This is a genomic window from Arthrobacter sp. U41 (assembly GCF_001750145.1).
GTDB lineage: Bacteria > Actinomycetota > Actinomycetes > Actinomycetales > Micrococcaceae > Arthrobacter.
The window spans coordinates 359,605-376,735 of sequence record NZ_CP015732.1; the positions used below are offsets into that span (position 1 = coordinate 359,605).

The 17,131-nt window shown below is 66.7% G+C and carries 17 protein-coding genes and 1 pseudogene; 7 read left to right on the plus strand and 11 right to left on the minus strand.

What is annotated here, in order from left to right:
• Positions 1-29: 29 nt before the first annotated feature.
• A complete protein-coding gene (locus tag ASPU41_RS01735) occupies positions 30-1,376 on the minus strand; it encodes a glycoside hydrolase family 32 protein (RefSeq protein WP_069949447.1) in 1,347 nt (448 codons plus the stop codon).
• Between the two features lie 153 nt (positions 1,377-1,529).
• Between ASPU41_RS01735 and ASPU41_RS01740 the strand changes: the two genes are divergently transcribed.
• Entirely contained in the window at positions 1,530-2,486 is a 957-nt protein-coding gene (locus ASPU41_RS01740; protein WP_069949448.1) for a phosphatase PAP2 family protein, read from the plus strand.
• A 48-nt stretch (positions 2,487-2,534) separates the two neighbouring features.
• Here ASPU41_RS01740 and ASPU41_RS01745 read toward each other — a convergent pair whose 3' ends face one another.
• The gene (locus ASPU41_RS01745; protein ID WP_083266300.1) at positions 2,535-2,786 is read right to left on the minus strand and encodes a PLDc N-terminal domain-containing protein; all 252 of its coding nucleotides are present in this window, start codon (positions 2,784-2,786) and stop codon (positions 2,535-2,537) included.
• On the minus strand, positions 2,786-3,172 hold the full coding sequence (locus ASPU41_RS01750; RefSeq protein WP_069949449.1) for a hypothetical protein: 387 nt from the start codon (positions 3,170-3,172) through the stop codon (positions 2,786-2,788). Before ASPU41_RS01750 ends, ASPU41_RS01745 begins: the two co-directional genes overlap by 1 nt.
• 150 nt (positions 3,173-3,322) lie before the next feature.
• Here ASPU41_RS01750 and ASPU41_RS01755 point away from each other — a divergent pair, with 150 nt between their 5' ends.
• The gene (locus ASPU41_RS01755) at positions 3,323-4,534 is read left to right on the plus strand and encodes an aminotransferase class I/II-fold pyridoxal phosphate-dependent enzyme (protein ID WP_069949450.1); all 1,212 of its coding nucleotides are present in this window, start codon (positions 3,323-3,325) and stop codon (positions 4,532-4,534) included.
• A gap of 26 nt (positions 4,535-4,560) precedes the next feature.
• Here the strand turns inward: ASPU41_RS01755 and ASPU41_RS01760 are convergent, their stop codons facing one another.
• Together ASPU41_RS01760 and ASPU41_RS01765 are read right to left on the minus strand one after the other, a co-directional pair.
• Positions 4,561-4,872: an alkylmercury lyase gene (locus tag ASPU41_RS01760; protein ID WP_069949451.1), complete on the minus strand. Its 312-nt coding sequence runs from the start codon at positions 4,870-4,872 to the stop codon at positions 4,561-4,563.
• Positions 4,873-4,905: 33 nt separating this feature from the next.
• The gene (locus ASPU41_RS01765) at positions 4,906-5,520 is read right to left on the minus strand and encodes a TetR/AcrR family transcriptional regulator (protein ID WP_069949452.1); all 615 of its coding nucleotides are present in this window, start codon (positions 5,518-5,520) and stop codon (positions 4,906-4,908) included.
• A gap of 79 nt (positions 5,521-5,599) precedes the next feature.
• On the opposite strand from ASPU41_RS01765, the pseudogene ASPU41_RS23830 reads away from it, so the two are divergent.
• Positions 5,600-6,130, plus strand: a pseudogene (locus ASPU41_RS23830) (flavin-containing monooxygenase); the annotation flags it as partial.
• 567 nt (positions 6,131-6,697) lie between these two features.
• On the opposite strand, the gene ASPU41_RS23190 reads toward ASPU41_RS23830, so the two are convergent.
• From ASPU41_RS23190 to hisD, 5 genes are all read right to left on the minus strand, one after another.
• Positions 6,698-7,912 carry an MFS transporter gene (locus ASPU41_RS23190; RefSeq protein ID WP_069949453.1) on the minus strand — a complete coding sequence of 405 codons (1,215 nt, stop codon included), beginning with the start codon at positions 7,910-7,912 and terminating at the stop codon, positions 6,698-6,700.
• A 42-nt stretch (positions 7,913-7,954) separates the two neighbouring features.
• Positions 7,955-8,791, minus strand: a complete 837-nt coding sequence (locus tag ASPU41_RS01775) for an amino acid ABC transporter ATP-binding protein (RefSeq protein WP_269450068.1) — start codon at positions 8,789-8,791, stop codon at positions 7,955-7,957.
• Positions 8,784-9,437 (minus strand): amino acid ABC transporter permease, encoded by a 654-nt coding sequence (locus ASPU41_RS01780; protein ID WP_069949454.1) that lies wholly within the window; start codon positions 9,435-9,437, stop codon positions 8,784-8,786. The genes ASPU41_RS01775 and ASPU41_RS01780 overlap by 8 nt, the downstream gene beginning before the upstream one ends.
• A gap of 89 nt (positions 9,438-9,526) precedes the next feature.
• Positions 9,527-10,339: an ABC transporter substrate-binding protein gene (locus ASPU41_RS01785; protein WP_069949455.1), complete on the minus strand. Its 813-nt coding sequence runs from the start codon at positions 10,337-10,339 to the stop codon at positions 9,527-9,529.
• Positions 10,340-10,369: 30 nt separating this feature from the next.
• Positions 10,370-11,689 carry a histidinol dehydrogenase gene (gene hisD / locus ASPU41_RS01790; RefSeq protein WP_069949456.1) on the minus strand — a complete coding sequence of 440 codons (1,320 nt, stop codon included), beginning with the start codon at positions 11,687-11,689 and terminating at the stop codon, positions 10,370-10,372.
• A gap of 179 nt (positions 11,690-11,868) precedes the next feature.
• Here hisD and ASPU41_RS01795 point away from each other — a divergent pair, with 179 nt between their 5' ends.
• Positions 11,869-12,801, plus strand: a complete 933-nt coding sequence (locus ASPU41_RS01795; protein WP_069949457.1) for a LysR family transcriptional regulator — start codon at positions 11,869-11,871, stop codon at positions 12,799-12,801.
• 52 nt (positions 12,802-12,853) lie between these two features.
• Positions 12,854-14,965 carry a hypothetical protein gene (locus ASPU41_RS01800; protein WP_157356897.1) on the plus strand — a complete coding sequence of 704 codons (2,112 nt, stop codon included), beginning with the start codon at positions 12,854-12,856 and terminating at the stop codon, positions 14,963-14,965.
• 36 nt (positions 14,966-15,001) lie between these two features.
• Here ASPU41_RS01800 and ASPU41_RS01805 read toward each other — a convergent pair whose 3' ends face one another.
• Positions 15,002-15,739 carry a GAF and ANTAR domain-containing protein gene (locus tag ASPU41_RS01805; RefSeq protein ID WP_069949459.1) on the minus strand — a complete coding sequence of 246 codons (738 nt, stop codon included), beginning with the start codon at positions 15,737-15,739 and terminating at the stop codon, positions 15,002-15,004.
• Between the two features lie 116 nt (positions 15,740-15,855).
• Here ASPU41_RS01805 and ASPU41_RS01810 point away from each other — a divergent pair, with 116 nt between their 5' ends.
• Entirely contained in the window at positions 15,856-16,155 is a 300-nt protein-coding gene (locus tag ASPU41_RS01810) for a PqqD family protein (protein WP_069949460.1), read from the plus strand.
• Positions 16,155-17,051, plus strand: coding sequence for a nucleotidyltransferase family protein (locus ASPU41_RS01815; protein ID WP_069949461.1), 897 nt, complete (start codon positions 16,155-16,157; stop codon positions 17,049-17,051). The genes ASPU41_RS01810 and ASPU41_RS01815 overlap by 1 nt, the downstream gene beginning before the upstream one ends.
• Positions 17,052-17,131: the final 80 nt, after the last annotated feature.

Consider the following 17,131-nt stretch of genomic DNA (forward strand, 5'->3'; position numbering starts at 1 on the left):
CGCGCTGCCCGCAGGCTCAACCCAGGCTCCTAGGCTTCCGCCCGGTCCGGGTGCCTGAGCTGCCAGACGTCCGCCGCGGCGCCGTGCGGCAGTTCGAGCTGCCACTCCTCGCCGGGGCCGGGGTAGGCGCGCAGGGTCGTGGGCACCGAGCCGTGGCGGTAGACCTCCACGATCGAGGCATCAACGAAGATCCGCAGCTCATCGCCGCCGGCAACGGTGTCCGCAAACACGGTCCGCCGCTGGCCGGCCGAGACCAGGACCAGCCGCAGGGTGCCCTCTCCCCCGGCGACCCGGACCTCCGACTCCGGCGGAACAGTGAACGTGCCCGCGGCGCCGTGGTGCAGCCGGTCGCCGCGGTACGCAACGAGTTCGGGGGCAGGCTCGACCGCGAGGACCCCGCCGTGCACGGACAGCTGCCGCGGGAAGGTCAGGATCCCGGCCCAGCCGGCGGCGTCGATCTGATCCTGGCTGCGGCCGGGACGGTCCTCGCCGGCCTCCGGCTCACCGGACCAGCCCCAGAGCAGCGCCCGGTCCGGCAGCGCAAGGAGCTGCGGGGCGTAGAAATCCCGCCCCAGGTCGGCCTTCCCGCCCGACGCCGGGGTGAACACCGGCAGCCCGGAGCCGTTCGGCACCAGCGAGCCGAGCAGGTAGCCGACGCCGTTGGGGTGGTCATGCTCATCCGCGGCGAGCCAGAGCGAGGCCATCAGCACCCAGGTTTCGGCCCCGGAGGAATCCGGGACGCGGACCAGCTGCGGGCACTCCCAGATCTCGGCGGGCAGGTGCCGGGCAGCGAGCGGGTCCTCGGTGCTGCACCAGATCCCCTCGTACCGCCACCGCTGCAGGTCCTCCACGCTGTAGAGCAGCACGGCGGCGTGGCCGGAGGCGAGCCCGGCGCCCTGCAGCGCGAAGCGGCGGCCCTGGAAGCTGAAGAGGAACGGGTCCCGGACGGCCGTGATCTGCGGGTCCGGGGGAACCTCGGCCGCGGCGTGCCCGTCCTGGGTCCAGCTGCGCAGGGACTTGTCCGACCGGGCCAGGACCACGCGGGAGTGGCCGCCCACGGTGTCGACGCCGGAGTACGCGGCGGTGGGGACGCCGCCGTCGTCGGTCACGACCCCGGACCAGCAGCCGAGCGCGTCGGGGCCGCCGGGCTGGGGCGTCAGCGCCACCGGTTCCTCGTCCCAGCGGACCAGGTCGGGGGAACTCAGGTGCCCCCAGCAGATGCTCCGGTGCCGGGCCGAGTCCGGGTTGTACTGGAAGAACACGTGGTAGCGGCCGCCGATGTAGCTCAGGCCGTTGGGGTCGTTGATCCAGCCTTGCGCGGGCCGCGGATGGAAGCGGGGGAAGGCTGGGTCCGGATGCTGCGCCGCGGTGTCCATGGGCAAAACACTACCCGCGCCGCGGGCGGAGCGGCCGCCCGCCGGGCAGATCAGGGTGAATGCGCTCCCGGCATCCGCCCTGATCTGCCCGCCGGATGCCCCCAGCCGGATGCCCCCAGAGAGTTCGCAGGGTTCTGTGGGAACCTGATACTGATGAGTTTTCGGCAGCAGCGCACCAGCACACCCCCGGCTCCGGAATACCCGCAGCCTCTCCCTGACCGTGCCCCGGACGACGCCGGCCGCCAGGGCCGCGGCACCGGGTTCCTGTTCGCGCTGGCCACCCTCGGCAGCATGGCCGCGCTGGCGGCGACCTACTACTTCTTTGTCCGCACCACCACGGGCCAGTTCATCGACGAATCGGCCCTCGTGGAGGCCGTCGAAATCCACGGCACCGCCGGCAAGGCCGCCAACAAGCTCCTGGACTGGCTGCCCGCAGTGTCGCTGCTGATCGCCACGATTGTGGTCCTGGTGGTCACCGTGCTGAAGCGGCGCTGGACGGCCGCGGGGATCGCCGTGGCGGCCTGTGTGGGCGCCAACGTGGCCACCCAGATCCTGAAGGACATCGTCCCGGTCCGGCCCTACCGCGGAGTCGAGACGCTGGTGCTGAACTCGCTGCCCTCCGGACACACCACCCTGGCGGCCTCGGCCGCGGCGGCGGTGTTCCTGATGGTCTCCCCGCGCTGGCGGCCGCTGGCCGGTTTCCTGGGCGGCAGCTTCGCCGTCGCCACCGGCGTGTCCACCCTGATCAACCAGTGGCACCGGCCCGCCGACGTCGTCGCGGCGTTCCTGGTCGTGGCGGTGTTTATGCTGCCGGCGGGCTGGCTGATCATCCGCAAGGGCCCGCGCTGGAACGTCTGGGACGGCTACGGGGCACACTGGGCCTCCGCACGGCTGTGGCTGTTGCTGCCGCTATTGGCAGGGCTCGCCGCCGCCGCGGTGGCCGCCTTTTCGCTGCTGAGCGTTGCGTCCGGAGCGGGCCTGGCGGACGGCACCACGCACTATTTCTGGGCCGGAACCGCGCTGATCGTCATCGCCGGCTACCTCGCCACGGTCACCGGCGTGTGGCTGTTCGGGCATGCGGCACGACGGCGGAGCGCACCCCGCCGCTGAGCCGTGACACAGGAGCTCCAACAGGTCAGCCCGCCCTGCCCCGGGCCGTCAGGGGGAACCCGGCCGTCCTGGCCGCGACGGCGTCCGTCCCGTGAGGAACCAGAGCACCGGCCCGAGAACCGGCAGCGCCGCCACGGCCAGGACCCAGAGCGCGGCGCCGGCCGGCGTGTGGTTCCTGCTCCGGGCGATGCTGATCAGCGCGCCGATGAACAGTGCGGCAATAAAGGCGACCGCAACAATAACCATGGCCTCCCAGGCGGCAGGGATGACCGGATTCACGCTCCCGGATCCGGCCGGCATCAGCGTGCCTCGGCATCCCTGGGAGGCGTGGTGTCCAGCGCCACGGCATTGACTCCGTACTTGTGCCGGATCCCCTGGCGGATCCGCCGGTCGGCCGCGGCGGCCGCAGCAGAATCGTCCTTCCAGGTGGAGGAGACCCCGAAAACGTCGAAAACGTCCTGTTCGCTGGCGCCGTCCCACCAGCCCGGACTGTCGGTCCTTCTCAGCCACTGAAGCACGCGTGCCCGCTCGCGCTCGTACTGATCCTTCACCATGGCGGCTCTTTCGGGCGGGGCCTTTTTCTGGGTCTCCAGCCTCAGGTTTCGCATAAAGGCCAGCACCTCCCCCTGCTGGCCGACGACCCGGAGCCTGTCAAAGAATGTCCTGTCGTTCTGTCCGTCTCCCATGGCCAGATCCTAATACGGCCGCTGAACCGCCCGCCCGTACGCCGTTTACATCCGGCCCGCCGAGGGCCAGAATTAGTCCCGCACAGCCACTGGCTCAGCAGCGCGTTGTCCCCGTCCATACGGTCAAGCTGCCACCTCTCGAGGACTGTCATGAGCACTGATTCTCCGGTTTCACGGCGCGCCACCACACTCGCGTCCGTCCCGTCGCAACAGCGGATCAACACCTTCCTCCGCGACTCGGTCTACGCCCGGCGCCAGCACGAGCCGGGGATCTGCGACCTGGCCCTGGGCAACCCGCACCAGATGCCGCCCGCGGCATACGTCGAGGCCCTCGCGGACGCGCTGACGCCCCGGAACGAGCGGTGGTTTGCCTACAAGACCAACGAGCCGGAGGCGCAGGCCGCGGCGGCGGCGTCCCTGCAGCGCCTGCTGGGCATGCCCTTCGAACCGGCGGACGTCCACCTCACCACGGGCGGCTTCACCGCGATCCCGCTGGCACTGAAGGCGGTCGCGGACCCCGGGGACGAGGTCATCTTCACCCTGCCGCCCTGGTTCTTCTATGAACTGCTGTCGATCGAGGCCGGGCTGGTGCCGGTCAAGATCCGCTGCGACGCCGAGACGTTCGACGTCGACCTGGCGGCACTGGGGGCGGCCATCACGCCGCGCACCCGGGTGGTGATCGTGAACACGCCGAACAATCCGACCGGCCGGATCTACCCGCCCGCGCTGCTGAAGGACCTGGCCGACATGCTCGAAGGGGCCTCGCGCAGCAACGGGCGGCGCGTTTACCTGCTCTCCGACGAGGCCTACAACCGGATCACCTACGACGGCGCCCGGTTCCACAGCCCGGCCGAATACTATCCGTACACGCTGCTGGCCTACTCGTACGGCAAAACCCATCTGGCGCCCGGGCAGCGGATCGGCTACCTGGCCCTGCCGCCCACCATGCCGGACCGCGGCCCGCTGCGGGAGGCGATCAGCGCCCTGCAGATGGCGATGGGCTGGATCTACCCGAACGCCCTGCTGCAGCATGCGCTGCCGCGGCTGGAACAGTTCTCGATCGACGTCGGGGAGCTGCAGCGCAAACGGGACCTGATGGTGGAGGCGCTGACCGGGATGGGCTACCAGCTGCCGCTGCCGGAGGGCTCGTTCTACCTGTTCGTCCGCACCCCGGCCGACGACGACGAGCAGTTCACCGCCGCCCTCGAGGCCCAGGACGTTTTTGTGCTGCCGGGCACGCTGTTCGAGACCCCGGGCTATTTCCGGATCTCGCTCACCGCGTCCGAGGACATGCTCCGGCGGGCCCTGCCGGTCTTTGCCGCGGCGATCCAGCGCTCGGGCGGCGCCGTGCCGCAGCGCTGACACGGCAGGAGCAGCTGGCGGTGGCGTCAGAGTCCGTGGTGCTTGAGCGCTGCGGTTATCTGGTTGAGGGTGGGCAGGCCCGCCAGTCCGTCCGGCGTCTCGTAGATCCGGCAGGCCAGGTCGCCTGCGGGCGCGCCGGCCGGGAAGATGTCGGCCCCGTTGACGGTGATCGTGGGGGAACCCGCGAATCCGGTGCCTGCGATCTCCGACGCGGACTCCAGGAGCCGCAAATTCACCGGAAGGTCGCCGTGTCCCAGGGCGGTCAGCGCAGATTCCAGACGCTCCTGTGCTTGAGCGGTGTTGGGGCACCCGTCGATGTGGAGCAGTTCTATCCTCATAGGAATCATTTTCTACCCACGCCGGCCCTCGCCCTACGCGAGCGCCGCGGCCAGCGCCTTGGCGATCCACGCCCGGTAGGCCGGCACGGACCAGCCGGCGTCCTGCACCAGCTCCCGGTAAACCCGGGGATGGCCGAGCGACCAGATGGCAGCGGCCCCCTCGGCATCGGACATTCCGGAACTGAGCCCGCCGCGCGCCCGCACGGCGGCGGCGGCCTCCTCGTAGCGCTTCAGCCGCTGCTGCCCGCGGTCCTTCTCCAGCTGCGCCGCCGATTCATCCACGGCTGCGGCCTGGGCAATGACGGCGGTGATCCCGGCGGTGCGCGGATGAACCACCACAAACCAGTCCGCCAGCATGTTGATCAGCGCATCGAAGTCGGCGGCCTGCCGGGTGCGCTCCCGCATGAAGTCCAGCACGCCGGACTGCGCCCCGGGCCCCGCCGCGGCACTGTCCAGCACGGCCGAGAGCAGCGCGGCCTTGTTCCCCACCGAGTTGTAGACCGTCTGGACAGCCACCCCGGCCTCCGCGGCGATCCCGTCGATGGTGGTGCGGACGTACCCGTCGGCGGCGAACAGCCGGCCGGCCGCCTCGATAATGGCGTCCCGGGTGCCGGCCGCCTGGATCGTCCGGCGCGTCGTTTTCTCCATAAAATTAGACTATCGCTCCACTCACTAGAACGGTATTCTAGTGAGTAAGGAAAAGGATGCTCTCAGCAAGGAGCCGACCATGAACCAGAACAGCCAGCAGCTTGATGCCCTGGTGATCGGCGCGGGACAGTCCGGCCTCGCCGCCGGCTACCACCTCGCCCGGACGAGGCTGCGATTCGAGATCCTCGAGAGCGCCCCCCGGGTGGGCGACGTCTGGCGCCGCCGCTGGGACTCCCTCCAACTGTTCACCCCCGCCCAGCACGACAACCTCCCCGGCCTGCCCTTCCCGGGGACAAGGAACACCTTCCCCGGCAAGGAGGAGTTCGCCGACTACCTCGAAAGCTACGCGGCCCGCTTCAGCCTGCCGATCCGGACGGGCGTCCGCGGGGAGGGCCTCACCCGGTCCGGCGCGGGCTTCACCCTCGACACCCCGGCCGGCACCGTGCGGGCGCGCAACGTCATCGTGGCCACCGGAGCCAACGCAATCCCCCGCATTCCGGACGCCGCCGCCGGGCAGAACCCCGCCATCCACCAGCTCCACACCTCCCAGTACCGCAGCCCGGCCGACATCCCCGACGGCGACGTGCTGGTGGTCGGCGCCGGAACCTCCGGCTCGGAAATCGCCCTCGAGCTCGCGGCCAGCCACCGGGTGCTCCTGTCGGGCCGGCCCACCCCACACATCCCCGACCCGGTGCTCCGCTACGCCGGCGGGGCCTACTGGCGGTTCATCCATTCGGTCCTGACGCTGCGCACCCCGGTCGGGCGCAAGGTCGCGGCGAGCTTCCACCAGCGCGGCGCACCCCTGATCCGGATCTCCACGAAGGACCTGGACCGCGCCGGGGTGGTCCGGGTGCCGCGACTCACCGGCACCGCGGACGGCCAGCCCGCTTTCGACGGCGGCAGCCCCGCCGGCGGCACGTTCGACGGCGGGGGCCCCGCCAGGGTGCGGACCGTCATCTGGGCCACCGGCTACCGCCCGGACCTGGACTGGATCGACGGGCTGGAACTGGCGGCGTCGGGCTGGCCGGAAACGATCAGGGGCGCCGTCCCCGGGATGCCCGGGCTCTACTTCGTCGGCATGCCCTTCCAGTACGCCCTCACCTCGGGCCTGATCGGCGGCGTGGACCGGGACGCGGCTTTCGTGGTCAAAGAGATCGCAAAGCGGGTGCCGGATCCGTCAGTAGTTGCGCCGGAGCTTCAGCCGCGGGATCGTGACGGCGAAGACCGCGGCGGCCGCGAACCCGAGGACTCCGGTGGCGGCCACCCCGGCCCCGAGCGAGGCCACGGCGGTCACGGCTGAGAGCAGAACCGGCCCGCCGGTGGCCCCGGCGTCGGCCATGAACCGCCAGATCCCCAGGAACTGGCCGCGGCCGTTGTCGGGTGAGAAGTCGGCCCCCAGGGTCATGTTCAGGCCCGAGCTAATGCCGTTGCCGAAGCCGATCAGCAGCGCCCCGAGCAGCAGGCCCACGAAGCCGGTGCTGAGCGGGATCAGCAGCATCGCCGCGCCCATGATGAGGGTCGAGGGAATGGCCACCCATTGCCGGCCCTTGCGGTCCATCAGCCGGCCGGCCGGATAGAAGACCAGCATGTCGATGGCGCCGGAGAGCCCGTAGATCAGCGAGGCCTGCGTCGCGTCCATCCCGAGGTGTTCGGCCCAGAGCGGGATCACCACCTGCCGGGACGCGCGCAGCGCGCTGAGCAGCAGCACGCCCATGCCGACGCTCAGGAAGACCCCGGCGTGGGAGACGGCGACGCTGCGCAGGGTCGCCTGCGGAACGGGGACGCCGTCGTCGGGCGCGGGTTTGGCCACGAGGTCCGGGATGGTCACCGATAGGGCCGCGGCCGCCACCATGGCGACGACGCCGACCCAGTAGGCGCCGGTGATGCCGGCGAACTGCATCACGGCCGCGCCGATGAAGGGCCCGATGAAGACGCCGATCCGGTTGACGCCGCCGAGCGTGGACAGCGCCCGCGCCCGGAGGATCACCGGTACCGCCTCGGTCAGGTATTTCTGCCGGGCCAGGCTGAAGACGCTCGCGGCCATCCCGACGACGAGCATCGCACCAGCGAGCAGCCAGAGCCCGCCGGGCAGCAGCGGCGCCAGGGCCGCGGCGGCGAGGGCGGCGGCGCTGGCCGCCGCGGCGCCGACGATGGCCCAGCGCTCACCGAACTTCAGCGTGATGAGCGAGGCCGGGAGGTTGAAGAACCAGGAGCCGAGGCCGATCAGCGTGACCACCAGGGCGGCGACGGCCACCGAGGCGCCGAGGCCGCGGGCGGACAGTGCCACCACGGGCAGGATGGCACCCTCGCCGATGCTGAACAACAGGGCCGGGCCGAAGGCGGGAACGGCGATGCTGCGGAGGCTGAAGGCGGCGGGGCGTGTGGTGGTCATCCCCTTCATCCTAGGGCGGGCGGCGCGCCGGGGCGCTCAAACTCACCCCGGAAGGATCCCCGAGCGGCTCAGCAGCGCCTGCGTCTTCGGATGCTGCGGTGCAGTGAAAATACGGCTGGGCGGCCCCTCTTCCACAATGACCCCCTGGTCCATGACGACGATGCGGTCAGCGATATCCCGCGCGAACTGCATCTCATGGGTGACGATCACCATCGTGGTTCCCTGCTGGGCGATCTTTTTGATGACCGCAAGAACCTCGCCCACAAGCTCCGGATCCAATGCGGAAGTCGGCTCATCGAAGAGCATGACACTGGGATTCATGGCAAGGGCCCGGGCAATGGCCACCCGCTGCTTCTGGCCGCCGGAGAGCTTGCTGGGGTAGTTCTCCATCTTGTCCCCCAGGCCCACCATTTCGAGGTTGGGGACAGCAACAGCCTTGGCCTCGGCCGCAGACATCTTTTTGACGTCGCGCAGCGGCGCCATGACGTTCCCCAGGGCCGTTTTGTTCAGGAACAGATTGAAGTGCTGGAAGACGAAGCCGATGTCGGTTCGCTTCTGCGCCGTGACTGAAGCCTTCTCCGCGATCAGCTCCCCGTCGCGTTCGTCGTAGCCGATCAGGTGGCCGTTGACGTAGATGCGGCCGGCGTCGATGGTCTCGAGCTTGTTGATGCAGCGCAGCAGGGTGCTTTTGCCGGATCCGCTGGAGCCCAGGATGGCAATCGTTTCGCCGCGGTGGACCACAAGGTCCACGCCTTTGAGTACTTCCACCCTTTTCTGCACATGGGGCTTGCCGGTGAGCCTTTTCCACAAGGTCGGCTTCGACTCGGAGACGAAGGTCTTGTGGACGTCGCGGACGTCAATAATGGTCTCGTCAGCCACTGGCCCGTGCCTTTCGTTCAAGCACAACCACAACGCGCGAGAGTGGAAGGCTGATGATCAAGTAGAGAATGGCCGCTGCGGTATAGATGGCAGTGGTCTGGAATGTCTGGCTGTTGAGGATGTTGGCGGTCTTCAGGATCTCGGTCACCGCGATCACCGAAGTCAGGGCGGTGTCCTTGATCATGGCAATGAAGTAGTTGCCGATCGGCCCCATGGAGACCACGAAGGACTGGGGAATGACCACCTTCCACAGGGTCTTGCTGGGCGTGTACCCCAGGGACAGTGCGGCTTCTGTCTGGCCGTGCTCCACGGAGAGGATTGCGGAGCGAAAGACCTCGGACAGATAGGCAGCGTAGTTCAGGCCCAGGCCCAGGATGCCGGCCGGCACAGGTTCGATGCTCACGCCGATGCTGGGAAGCACGAAGAAGATGTAGACCAACTGCACGAGCAGCGGAGTGCCGCGGATGACCTCCAGGTAGACCGTGGCAATGCCCCGGAGGATTTTGCTCGAGGAAATGCGCGCCAGCGCCACCAGCAGCCCCAGCACGAGGGCGATGGCCATGGCGCCGAGCGCGAGTTGAACGACGACGGGCACGGCCTGCAGGAGTGCCGGGAACACCGCCAGGGTGTTGGTAATAAAGTCCACTGAGAATCCCTAAGTTCGGGTCGGGCAGGGGCTGGCGGGCACCGCGATCAATAAGCGGACACCCGCCGGCCCTGCATGGAAGCTGGAACCTATTTGGACATGTTGGCTTCGCCCAGCCCGTACTTCTTGAGGATCTCGAGGTACTTGGGGGTCTTCTTCAGGTCCGCCAGCCCGGAGTTCAGGTCCTGCAGCAGCTGCGTATCGTCTTTCCGCACGCCGGCTCCGATGATGCCCGGGTAGAACGGCTCGTAGGGTGAGACGAGCTTCAGCTTGGGGTTCGGTTTCTGGACGAGGCTGTAGCCGATCACGGCACTGTCGGTGAAGACCGCATCAACCTGCTTGTTTTCCACAGCCGCGAGCAGGGCAGCCTGCGAGTCGAACAGCTTGACCTGGCTGCCGCCAAGGCTGTCAACGAGGTCCTTGAACACGGTGCCGGTCTGTGCGCCGAGAACCTTGCCCTTTACATCGTCGCGTGATGCCAGCGTTGAATCGGCCGGGACCACCATGGCTTCGCCTTCGGTGTACCACGGGTCGGTGAAGTTGATCTGCTTCTTCCGGTCCTCGGTGATGTACATGGCATCGACGATCGCGTCGGCCTTCTTGGCGTTGAGCGCCGCGATCAGCGTCGCATACTCGGAGGTGAAGACCTTGATCTTCCAGCCCTTTGCCTCGGCGATGGCGTTGATCATCTCGCCGTCGATGCCTTTGAGCTCGCCGGTGGCCTGGTCGGTGAAGGAGAAGGGAGCATCGTTGGAGGTTGCGATCGTGATGGTCTTCTGCTCACCGCCGCCGGTGGCCCCGCCCCCGCCGCTTGTTGAGCCACAGGCGGTCATGGCGAGGGCCACTGCAACGCCCATGGGCACCAATGCAGCGAAACGCTTGCGGAGGATTTTTGTTTTCATGATGAGGCGCCTTTTGCTAGGGATGGATTTCTATCGGTTGAAGCGGTCGAGCCGGAGACTGGCGGTGGCCTTGTGGGCCGCCATTCCCTCGGTGTCGGAGATGGTGGTGACGTAATTTGCCAGACGCGGAGTCGCACTTTTTTCGACGCGCTGGAAGGTGAGGGGTTTGAGGAACCGGGCGACGGAGAGCCCTGCCGATGACCGGGCGCCCCCGCCGGTGGGCAGCACATGGTTTGTGCCGGAGGAACCCTTGTCCGAGTACGCCACCGTGGACCACGGTCCCAGGAAGATGGAGCCGTAGTTCTGCAGGTTCTCGTGGTAGTAGGAATCGTCCGAGGTCTGAATTTCCAGGTGCTCCGGTGCCAGCAGGTCCATGATCTGCACGGCCGTTTCCCGGTCCTCGGCCACGTAGACGGTGCCGTAGTCCCGCCAGGCCGGGCCGGCAATGTCCCGTGTGGCCAATGTCCGCAGCTGCTTGTCGATGTGCCGGATGACCTCTTCCCCAAGCTGGTGCGAAGTGGTCACAAGCGACGCCGGTGACTGCGGGCCATGTTCGGCCTGGCCGAGGAGATCAGCGGCCACAATTTCGGCGTCGGCAGAGTCATCGGCGATCACGGCGACCTCGGAGGGGCCCGCCAGGAGGTCGATGCCGACGCGTCCGAACAGCTGGCGTTTGGCCTCTGTGACGTAGGCGTTTCCGGCACCGACCAGGATGTCGGCCGGCTGCTCCCCCAGCAGTCCGAAGGCCATGGCGGCCATGGCCTGCACGCCGCCGAGGGCGAACGCCCTGTCCACGCCGGCCAGGTATGCGGCGTACAACACTGCGGCGTTCCCGCCGCCCGAAGCGGTTGGTGGTGTGCAGGCCAGGACGTTGCGGACGCCCGCGGCCTTGGCGACTCCCACGGTCATGAAGGCGCTGGCAAGAATCGGAAACCGGCCCGCCGGAAGATAGGCTCCGACCCGTGCCACCGGAACGTACTTTTGTCCGGTGAAGACTCCGGGGATGAGTTCAACTTCAAAATCGGTGAGGTGTTCGCGTTGCTCAACCGCGAACAGCCTGGTCCGCTCGGCACTGGCCATCAGGGCCTCCCGCAGTTCGGGGGAGAGCGAATCACCGGTCTTTGCCAGCTCGTTCTTGCCGATCTCAAGACTCGCACCCTGCCATCCGTCCAGCTCCCGGGCGTACTTGAGGACCGCGTCCATCCCGTTGGTCTCGATGTCACCGAGCATCGCGGATACGGTCGCCACAACTTCGGGAAGCCGTTGGGCCGGCACGCTCTCGATGGCCGGGCCCTTGAGGGTGAGGAAGTTACCCGGAATGTGGGCCCTGTCACGTTCGGTTATGTGCATGGACAACAAGGTACGGGCCCCTGAGTAATGGCACAACGGGACCTGAACAGGTGTCTGCCACAGGGTTGCCCTATGCCTCAAGTGGCGTAATACTTCAAGAATCCACATCGTTCCGCGCCTCAATGCCAATCTCAAACCCGCCAAACCCGCCAAGTTTCGTTCCGATAGCTAGGGGAACCATGACTCTCGCGCAGCTTCGGGCTTTCCTGGCGGCCTATGAGCTTGGTTCTTTCACGGCCGCGGCAAAAAAGTTGGAAACAAGCCAGGCCTCCGTCTCAGAACTCATCAGCAGGCTCGAACACGAACTGGAACACAGCCTCTTCATCCGTGGCGGGCGGCAACTCATCCCCACGACGGCGGCTGTTGAGTTGCAGGTGCACGCGCTGCAGTCCGTCACATCATTCGACAACGGCGTGGAGGCGCTGAAAGCCATGTCGTCGCTGGAAGGCGGCGTCTGCACCTTCGGAGTGCTGCGGTACGGAGCCCACTACGACCTTGCCGATCTGGTGCAGCGCTTCCACCGCCGGTATCCCAAGGTTAAGGTGCACCTGGTGGGATTGAACTCCGTGACCGTGGCCGAGTCCGTGGCGTCGGGTGAAATTGAGGCCGGGCTCATCGTCCTGCCGGTGGCGGAAGCGGGCCTTCAGGTCAGGCCGCTTTTCAGGGACGAAGTCTTTTATGTGTCGGCGACCCGGAATCCCTCGCGCGGCCCCATAACAATTGAGGAACTCGCTGAGTCCAAACTAGTGCTCTACGACGCCTTCGCTGGCTGGCGTGACCCCACCCGCCGGCAGATTTTGGAGCGTGCCCGCCTCAAGGGGCTGAAAATCGAACCGGCCATCGAGGTGGAGCATGTCGATACCGCCCTTGGGCTGGTGGCCGCCGGAGCGGCGGACACTTTTGTTCCCCAAGCGATCGTCAGCGGGCCGGGCTTTCCGAGAAATATCCACGCCGTCCCCTTTGCCGAACCTTTGTACGACACGATCGCGCTGGTTCAGCGGGAGGGCGCATATTTGTCACCGGCGACACGGAAGATGGCCCAAATGGCCGCGCGGACCCTCCTGTCCAAAGTGGCACCCGGACAAGACATCAGGCGCGCAACGGTGAAATAGCACGGCAGCGGACGCCGTCATCGCGCGGCGGTCGAAGGTCATGGTCAGTTCGGTGACCTTCCGGCAGCAGCACTTCGCACGCCGAGAACTCAGGGAATTCTTGGCCACTTCAGGCCGAATTACTCATGCCACGGCTGCAATAGGCGCGCACACTGATGCCATTCTCGATTTCAATCTACTGGGGGCGGTTCAGATGATCCGAGTCAGGCCAGGCGGTCTGCAGCGAAGTTTCAATCCTCAACGCCGAAGACTGTGGACTTTCATGGGAGGCTCAGCGGCCCTCCTTTCGCTGCTCCTGCTGTCCGCCGGTGCCACCGGCGCCGCGGCGCCACAGGATCTGCAGTCTTCGTGCAACGCGGCGAAGGAATTGACCGCTGCCGATCATCCGCAACTGGCCTTGGATCTGATTGAGAAAATCCGCGGACCCCTGGACCTGCAGGTGAAGACTCCCAGCATCGCCTGCGAAGCCGAAAGACTCGATGCCGTTGCCGCCCTCGGGGCCGCCCAGCTCAAGGACCAAGCCAAGGCCGGTGCGAAAGCGGCGAAGGAAGAGCCCGCGACGGGGCTGCCCGCAGGCTGGGATGCCTTCGTGAAGTCATGGGTCATTCCCCTGCAGAGTCCGGTCATGGCAGGGCTGGGGATGGTAGCGGCCCTCCTAGTTCTGGCGAGGCTGTGCGTTTTTATTCCTGGCATGCCGCCGGCAGCATTGCCTTGGAAACAGCATTCGCTGCGGCTGGGACGGAACTTCCTGTTCGGCGGCCTTCTGCTGATCCTTGCCGCGCCCATTGGCATCACTTACACCTTGTCAGGCATTCCGGGTGGAACGGCCGCCGCCTGGTCGCCGGCAGCTTCGCTGGCGATCTGGCTTGGAGTTGGGGTGGCCGGCGCCTTCGCGTTGAGCCTGTGGATGTCGAGCCGGCTGCGCGTTTCCATCGAAGCCCGCGACAGCAAAGGGGAAGTCAGCGAGGCAGCCACCAACCGTATGGTGGCGCTCCTGAACGAACTCGGAGGCACCCGTCCTCGAGGGCTGGAGATTCCGCGAGGTACGGACGTCACCGCGCTCAATGACAGCCTGGCATCGGCCAGTTCAAGCAACAAAGTATTGACAGCGCTGAGGGCCATCGTCCAGCTCATCTTTGGTGCCGTCCCGTGGCGGGTTTCCATCACGGAGGGGCCTAACGATCACTTAGCCGTGGTGATCACCCGGAACGGCTGGGCAGCCGGTGCCGCCACCATCACGGGGGACAACGCAGAACTTTTTCCTGCACAACCCGGCGCCTCCCGCAGCGAGGATCTCCATCTGGACAAAATGGCCGCGGCGTTCATCCTCACCACGATCGCCACACGGCATCAGGGGTTTGAAGGACTGTGCGGGGCAACTGATTGGCGAAGCGTCGGGCTACAGTTCATCGCGACAACCGACTTCAACGACGCCGAGGACAGGTGCCGCATGCTTCTGGCGAGGGCCACCGACTTTGACCCAAAGAACCTGCTGGCCGAGGTGGCGCTTCAGAACAAGATGCACCGGAGAAGTACGGACCCGCGGGAGTTGGAATCTTACGCCGAGTGGCTGTGGAAGAAGCAATCCGAGCTCGGGCAGAGGGGCCGGAACGGAAAGCTCGCAAGCCCCGAGTTTGCAAGCCTGCTATTGCGCCTCCGGCTCACTTATCTCTGCGTCACCCTCAACCTGGCCAGCAGCTCGGCCGGCTACATCATCGGCGCCGAGCCGCGAGCCGTGGCCCATGAGCTGATGAAATCGCTCAAAGCGCCCTCTCCGGATAGCGAGCCCCTGGCACTGCAAATGCGGGCCCGGGCGGCTGTTCTTTGCGCAGCCTTCGATTGTCCTGTCACAGCTGATGAGGACTTCAATACATGGCAGAGGGAAGGGCTGGAGTCTCCTGCGCCCTACCCGGCCTACAGCGCGGCGTGCCACTACGCCCGTGAGGCTCTGAGACATGAGGGGTCCGCGCGTGCCCAGGCCGCCGCAAAGGCAAAGGACCGGCTACAGTATTCTTTTGTCGATCCCGAGCTCAAAGCTTGGGCTTCCAAGGACCCCGAGCTCCAGAGGCTGGCCTACCTCGATCCTGAATTCCGAGCCTTCCTGGACAGCGACGTCAGCCAGGAAGTGCGGACATCCCTCAGCATCATCGTTGTCGACGTATAAAAGGCCCTGCCCCGAGATTCGCCCAGCCCGAGTGTCTCAGACATCGAAGTGCGTGTGGACTTCCCCGCCGGTGAGGTTGCGGAGGACGTCGGCGGCGACGTCTCTGAGCTTCTGGTTCCGGTTGCTGGAGACCTGGGTGAGGATGCCCATGGCTTCCTCCTGGGTGCAGCGGTTCTGGGCCATTACGACTCCGCAGGCCAGGTCGATCGAGGTGCGGTGCTCCATTGCGGCCTTGAGGTCGTCGGCCCGGGACTGCGCGGTACCGATCCGTACGGCCAGGCGCAGGGAGCGGCCGGCGAGGTCGGCGAAGCCGGCGGCCTTGGCAATGAGCTCCGGAGTGAACAGCCCGGTGTCCGAGCCGAAGAAGTTCAGCGCGGCGGCCGCGTCCGGGCCGATTTCCAGGGGCACTCCGAGGGTGCTGCGGACGCCCTGGGCGGCGAGCTGCTGCTGGTAGGCAGGCCAGCGCGGATCGGTGTCGACGTCGGCCAGCAGAACCACGGACTTGGTCCGCAGCGCCTCGATGCACGGGCCGTCTCCGATGGCCTGCTCGATGCGGTCCAGGATGACGGCCTGGGGGCTGCTTCCCGCCACCGTCATGGTCTTCTTCCGGCGCTGCAGCGTCACACCGCATTCGATCTCGGCGCCGGCGGCGGCGCTGAGCATGGCCGCCGAGAATTCAGCGAGTTGGCCGAGGAAGTCCTCGACGTTCTCCGTGCCCATCAGGAGGTCCTGCAGCTGTAGGGCGGCGGCTTCGTCCTCGGCGTTGTTGGTCATGCCTCAATCTAGGCCGGTCCTCGGCGCGAAACAACTCGCCGGCCGCGCGGTAGCATGAAGCCTTGCGAGGGCGCCGCGTGAAGCAAAATGGCCTCTCTAGTGTCGGCGGAGGTCTCATGGCGGAACAGGTGTGGCGCGTCGGTCCGGACGTCGCCTTTGTCCAAAGTCCCGACGGCGGCCGCGTCGCAGTCCTGAACCTTGAGCAGGAGGTACCGGTCATCCTGGTCGGAACGGCCGCCTCCGTCTGGAACGGGCTGGACGGGATCAGGACCGAACCCGAGCTCATCGAAGAACTCGCCCGCGACTACGGTACCGATGCCTCCGCGATCCACGGAGACGTAATGGGCTTGATCCACGATTTGAGCAGCAGCGGAACGATTGAACTGTCTCCCCGCGAGAGCGAAGCGAAACAGTGATGGAAGGCGCGCAATCCCTGCACCAGGATGAAGCCGTCCTCCTGGCCACGGCCCTCGTGGACTACGTGGCAGCATCAGCAGGCCTCCAGGTGTTATTCATCAAAGGTCCCGCCGCCACTATGATGGGCCTCCGTGAAAATCATGTCTCCGCGGACGTGGATGTCCTGGTACGACCGGATCAGCTGGACAAGATGGTGGAGCTCCTGGGCGCCAGAGGCTGGCTCGAAAGGCAATCCGGCGTGTCAGTTGTCCGCCAGTACTTGCACTCCCGGACGCTGTACCACCCGCAATGGAACTGCGATATCGACGTGCACGACAGGTTCCCTGGGATGGAAGCCCCGCGAGAGAAAGCCTTTGAAACGCTCTGGCGCGACAGGCAGTACCTGGTCTTGGCGACCAGGACCATCCACGTTCCTTCCATACCGGCAGCCGTGATCTTCCAGGCGCTACACAGCCTCCGGGCTATGGACGATCCCCGCCATCAGCGAGAGTATTCAGGGCTGCTCCAGCGGGTTGATGCCACCCTGCACCAGGACATCGTTGATCTCAGCGCGGAGCTCGAGTCGACAGCGGCGCTGAAACCGTTCCTGGACGACCTGGGCATGGCAGATCTGCCGGTACGGCAGGGAACCGTCAGCGAGGAGTGGCGCCACCGCACTTCTGTACACGGCACCGGGACGGCCTACCTGGTCGCGCTCATGGAAAGTCCGTGGCGGGCCAAACCGCGGGTCCTCGCCCGCGCAATCTTCCCGTCGCGGCTGAGCCTTCGGCACGATGACCTCTATCTTGACGACTCCGTTACCGGGATTGTCAGGGCCTACGTTTCGCGGTGGGGCCGCGGAATAGCTAGCCTTCCATCAGCAGCCCGGAGAATCAGGGCTACACGCCGCGGGTAGCGGGCGATTGGAATCAACTGGGGCTGCATCCTGGGCAGCCTGGGCACTCTCCAGCTTGGACTCTTCGTGGAAAAACGGTC

Bases quoted from the DNA above. Each gene is read 5' to 3' on its own strand.
- ASPU41_RS01805 (WP_069949459.1), bottom strand. From the start codon at position 15,739: ATGACCAACAACGCCGAGGACGAAGCCGCCGCCCTACAGCTGCAGGAC.
- hisD (WP_069949456.1), bottom strand. From the start codon at position 11,689: ATGCACATAACCGAACGTGACAGGGCCCACATTCCGGGTAACTTCCTC.
- ASPU41_RS01745 (WP_083266300.1), bottom strand. From the start codon at position 2,786: ATGCCGGCCGGATCCGGGAGCGTGAATCCGGTCATCCCTGCCGCCTGG.
- ASPU41_RS01755 (WP_069949450.1), top strand. From the start codon at position 3,323: ATGAGCACTGATTCTCCGGTTTCACGGCGCGCCACCACACTCGCGTCC.
- ASPU41_RS01735 (WP_069949447.1), bottom strand. From the start codon at position 1,376: ATGGACACCGCGGCGCAGCATCCGGACCCAGCCTTCCCCCGCTTCCAT.
- ASPU41_RS01765 (WP_069949452.1), bottom strand. From the start codon at position 5,520: ATGGAGAAAACGACGCGCCGGACGATCCAGGCGGCCGGCACCCGGGAC.
- ASPU41_RS01740 (WP_069949448.1), top strand. From the start codon at position 1,530: ATGAGTTTTCGGCAGCAGCGCACCAGCACACCCCCGGCTCCGGAATAC.
- ASPU41_RS01760 (WP_069949451.1), bottom strand. From the start codon at position 4,872: ATGAGGATAGAACTGCTCCACATCGACGGGTGCCCCAACACCGCTCAA.
- ASPU41_RS01815 (WP_069949461.1), top strand. From the start codon at position 16,155: ATGGAAGGCGCGCAATCCCTGCACCAGGATGAAGCCGTCCTCCTGGCC.
- ASPU41_RS01785 (WP_069949455.1), bottom strand. From the start codon at position 10,339: ATGAAAACAAAAATCCTCCGCAAGCGTTTCGCTGCATTGGTGCCCATG.
- ASPU41_RS01810 (WP_069949460.1), top strand. From the start codon at position 15,856: ATGGCGGAACAGGTGTGGCGCGTCGGTCCGGACGTCGCCTTTGTCCAA.
- ASPU41_RS01795 (WP_069949457.1), top strand. From the start codon at position 11,869: ATGACTCTCGCGCAGCTTCGGGCTTTCCTGGCGGCCTATGAGCTTGGT.
- ASPU41_RS23190 (WP_069949453.1), bottom strand. From the start codon at position 7,912: ATGACCACCACACGCCCCGCCGCCTTCAGCCTCCGCAGCATCGCCGTT.
- ASPU41_RS01750 (WP_069949449.1), bottom strand. From the start codon at position 3,172: ATGGGAGACGGACAGAACGACAGGACATTCTTTGACAGGCTCCGGGTC.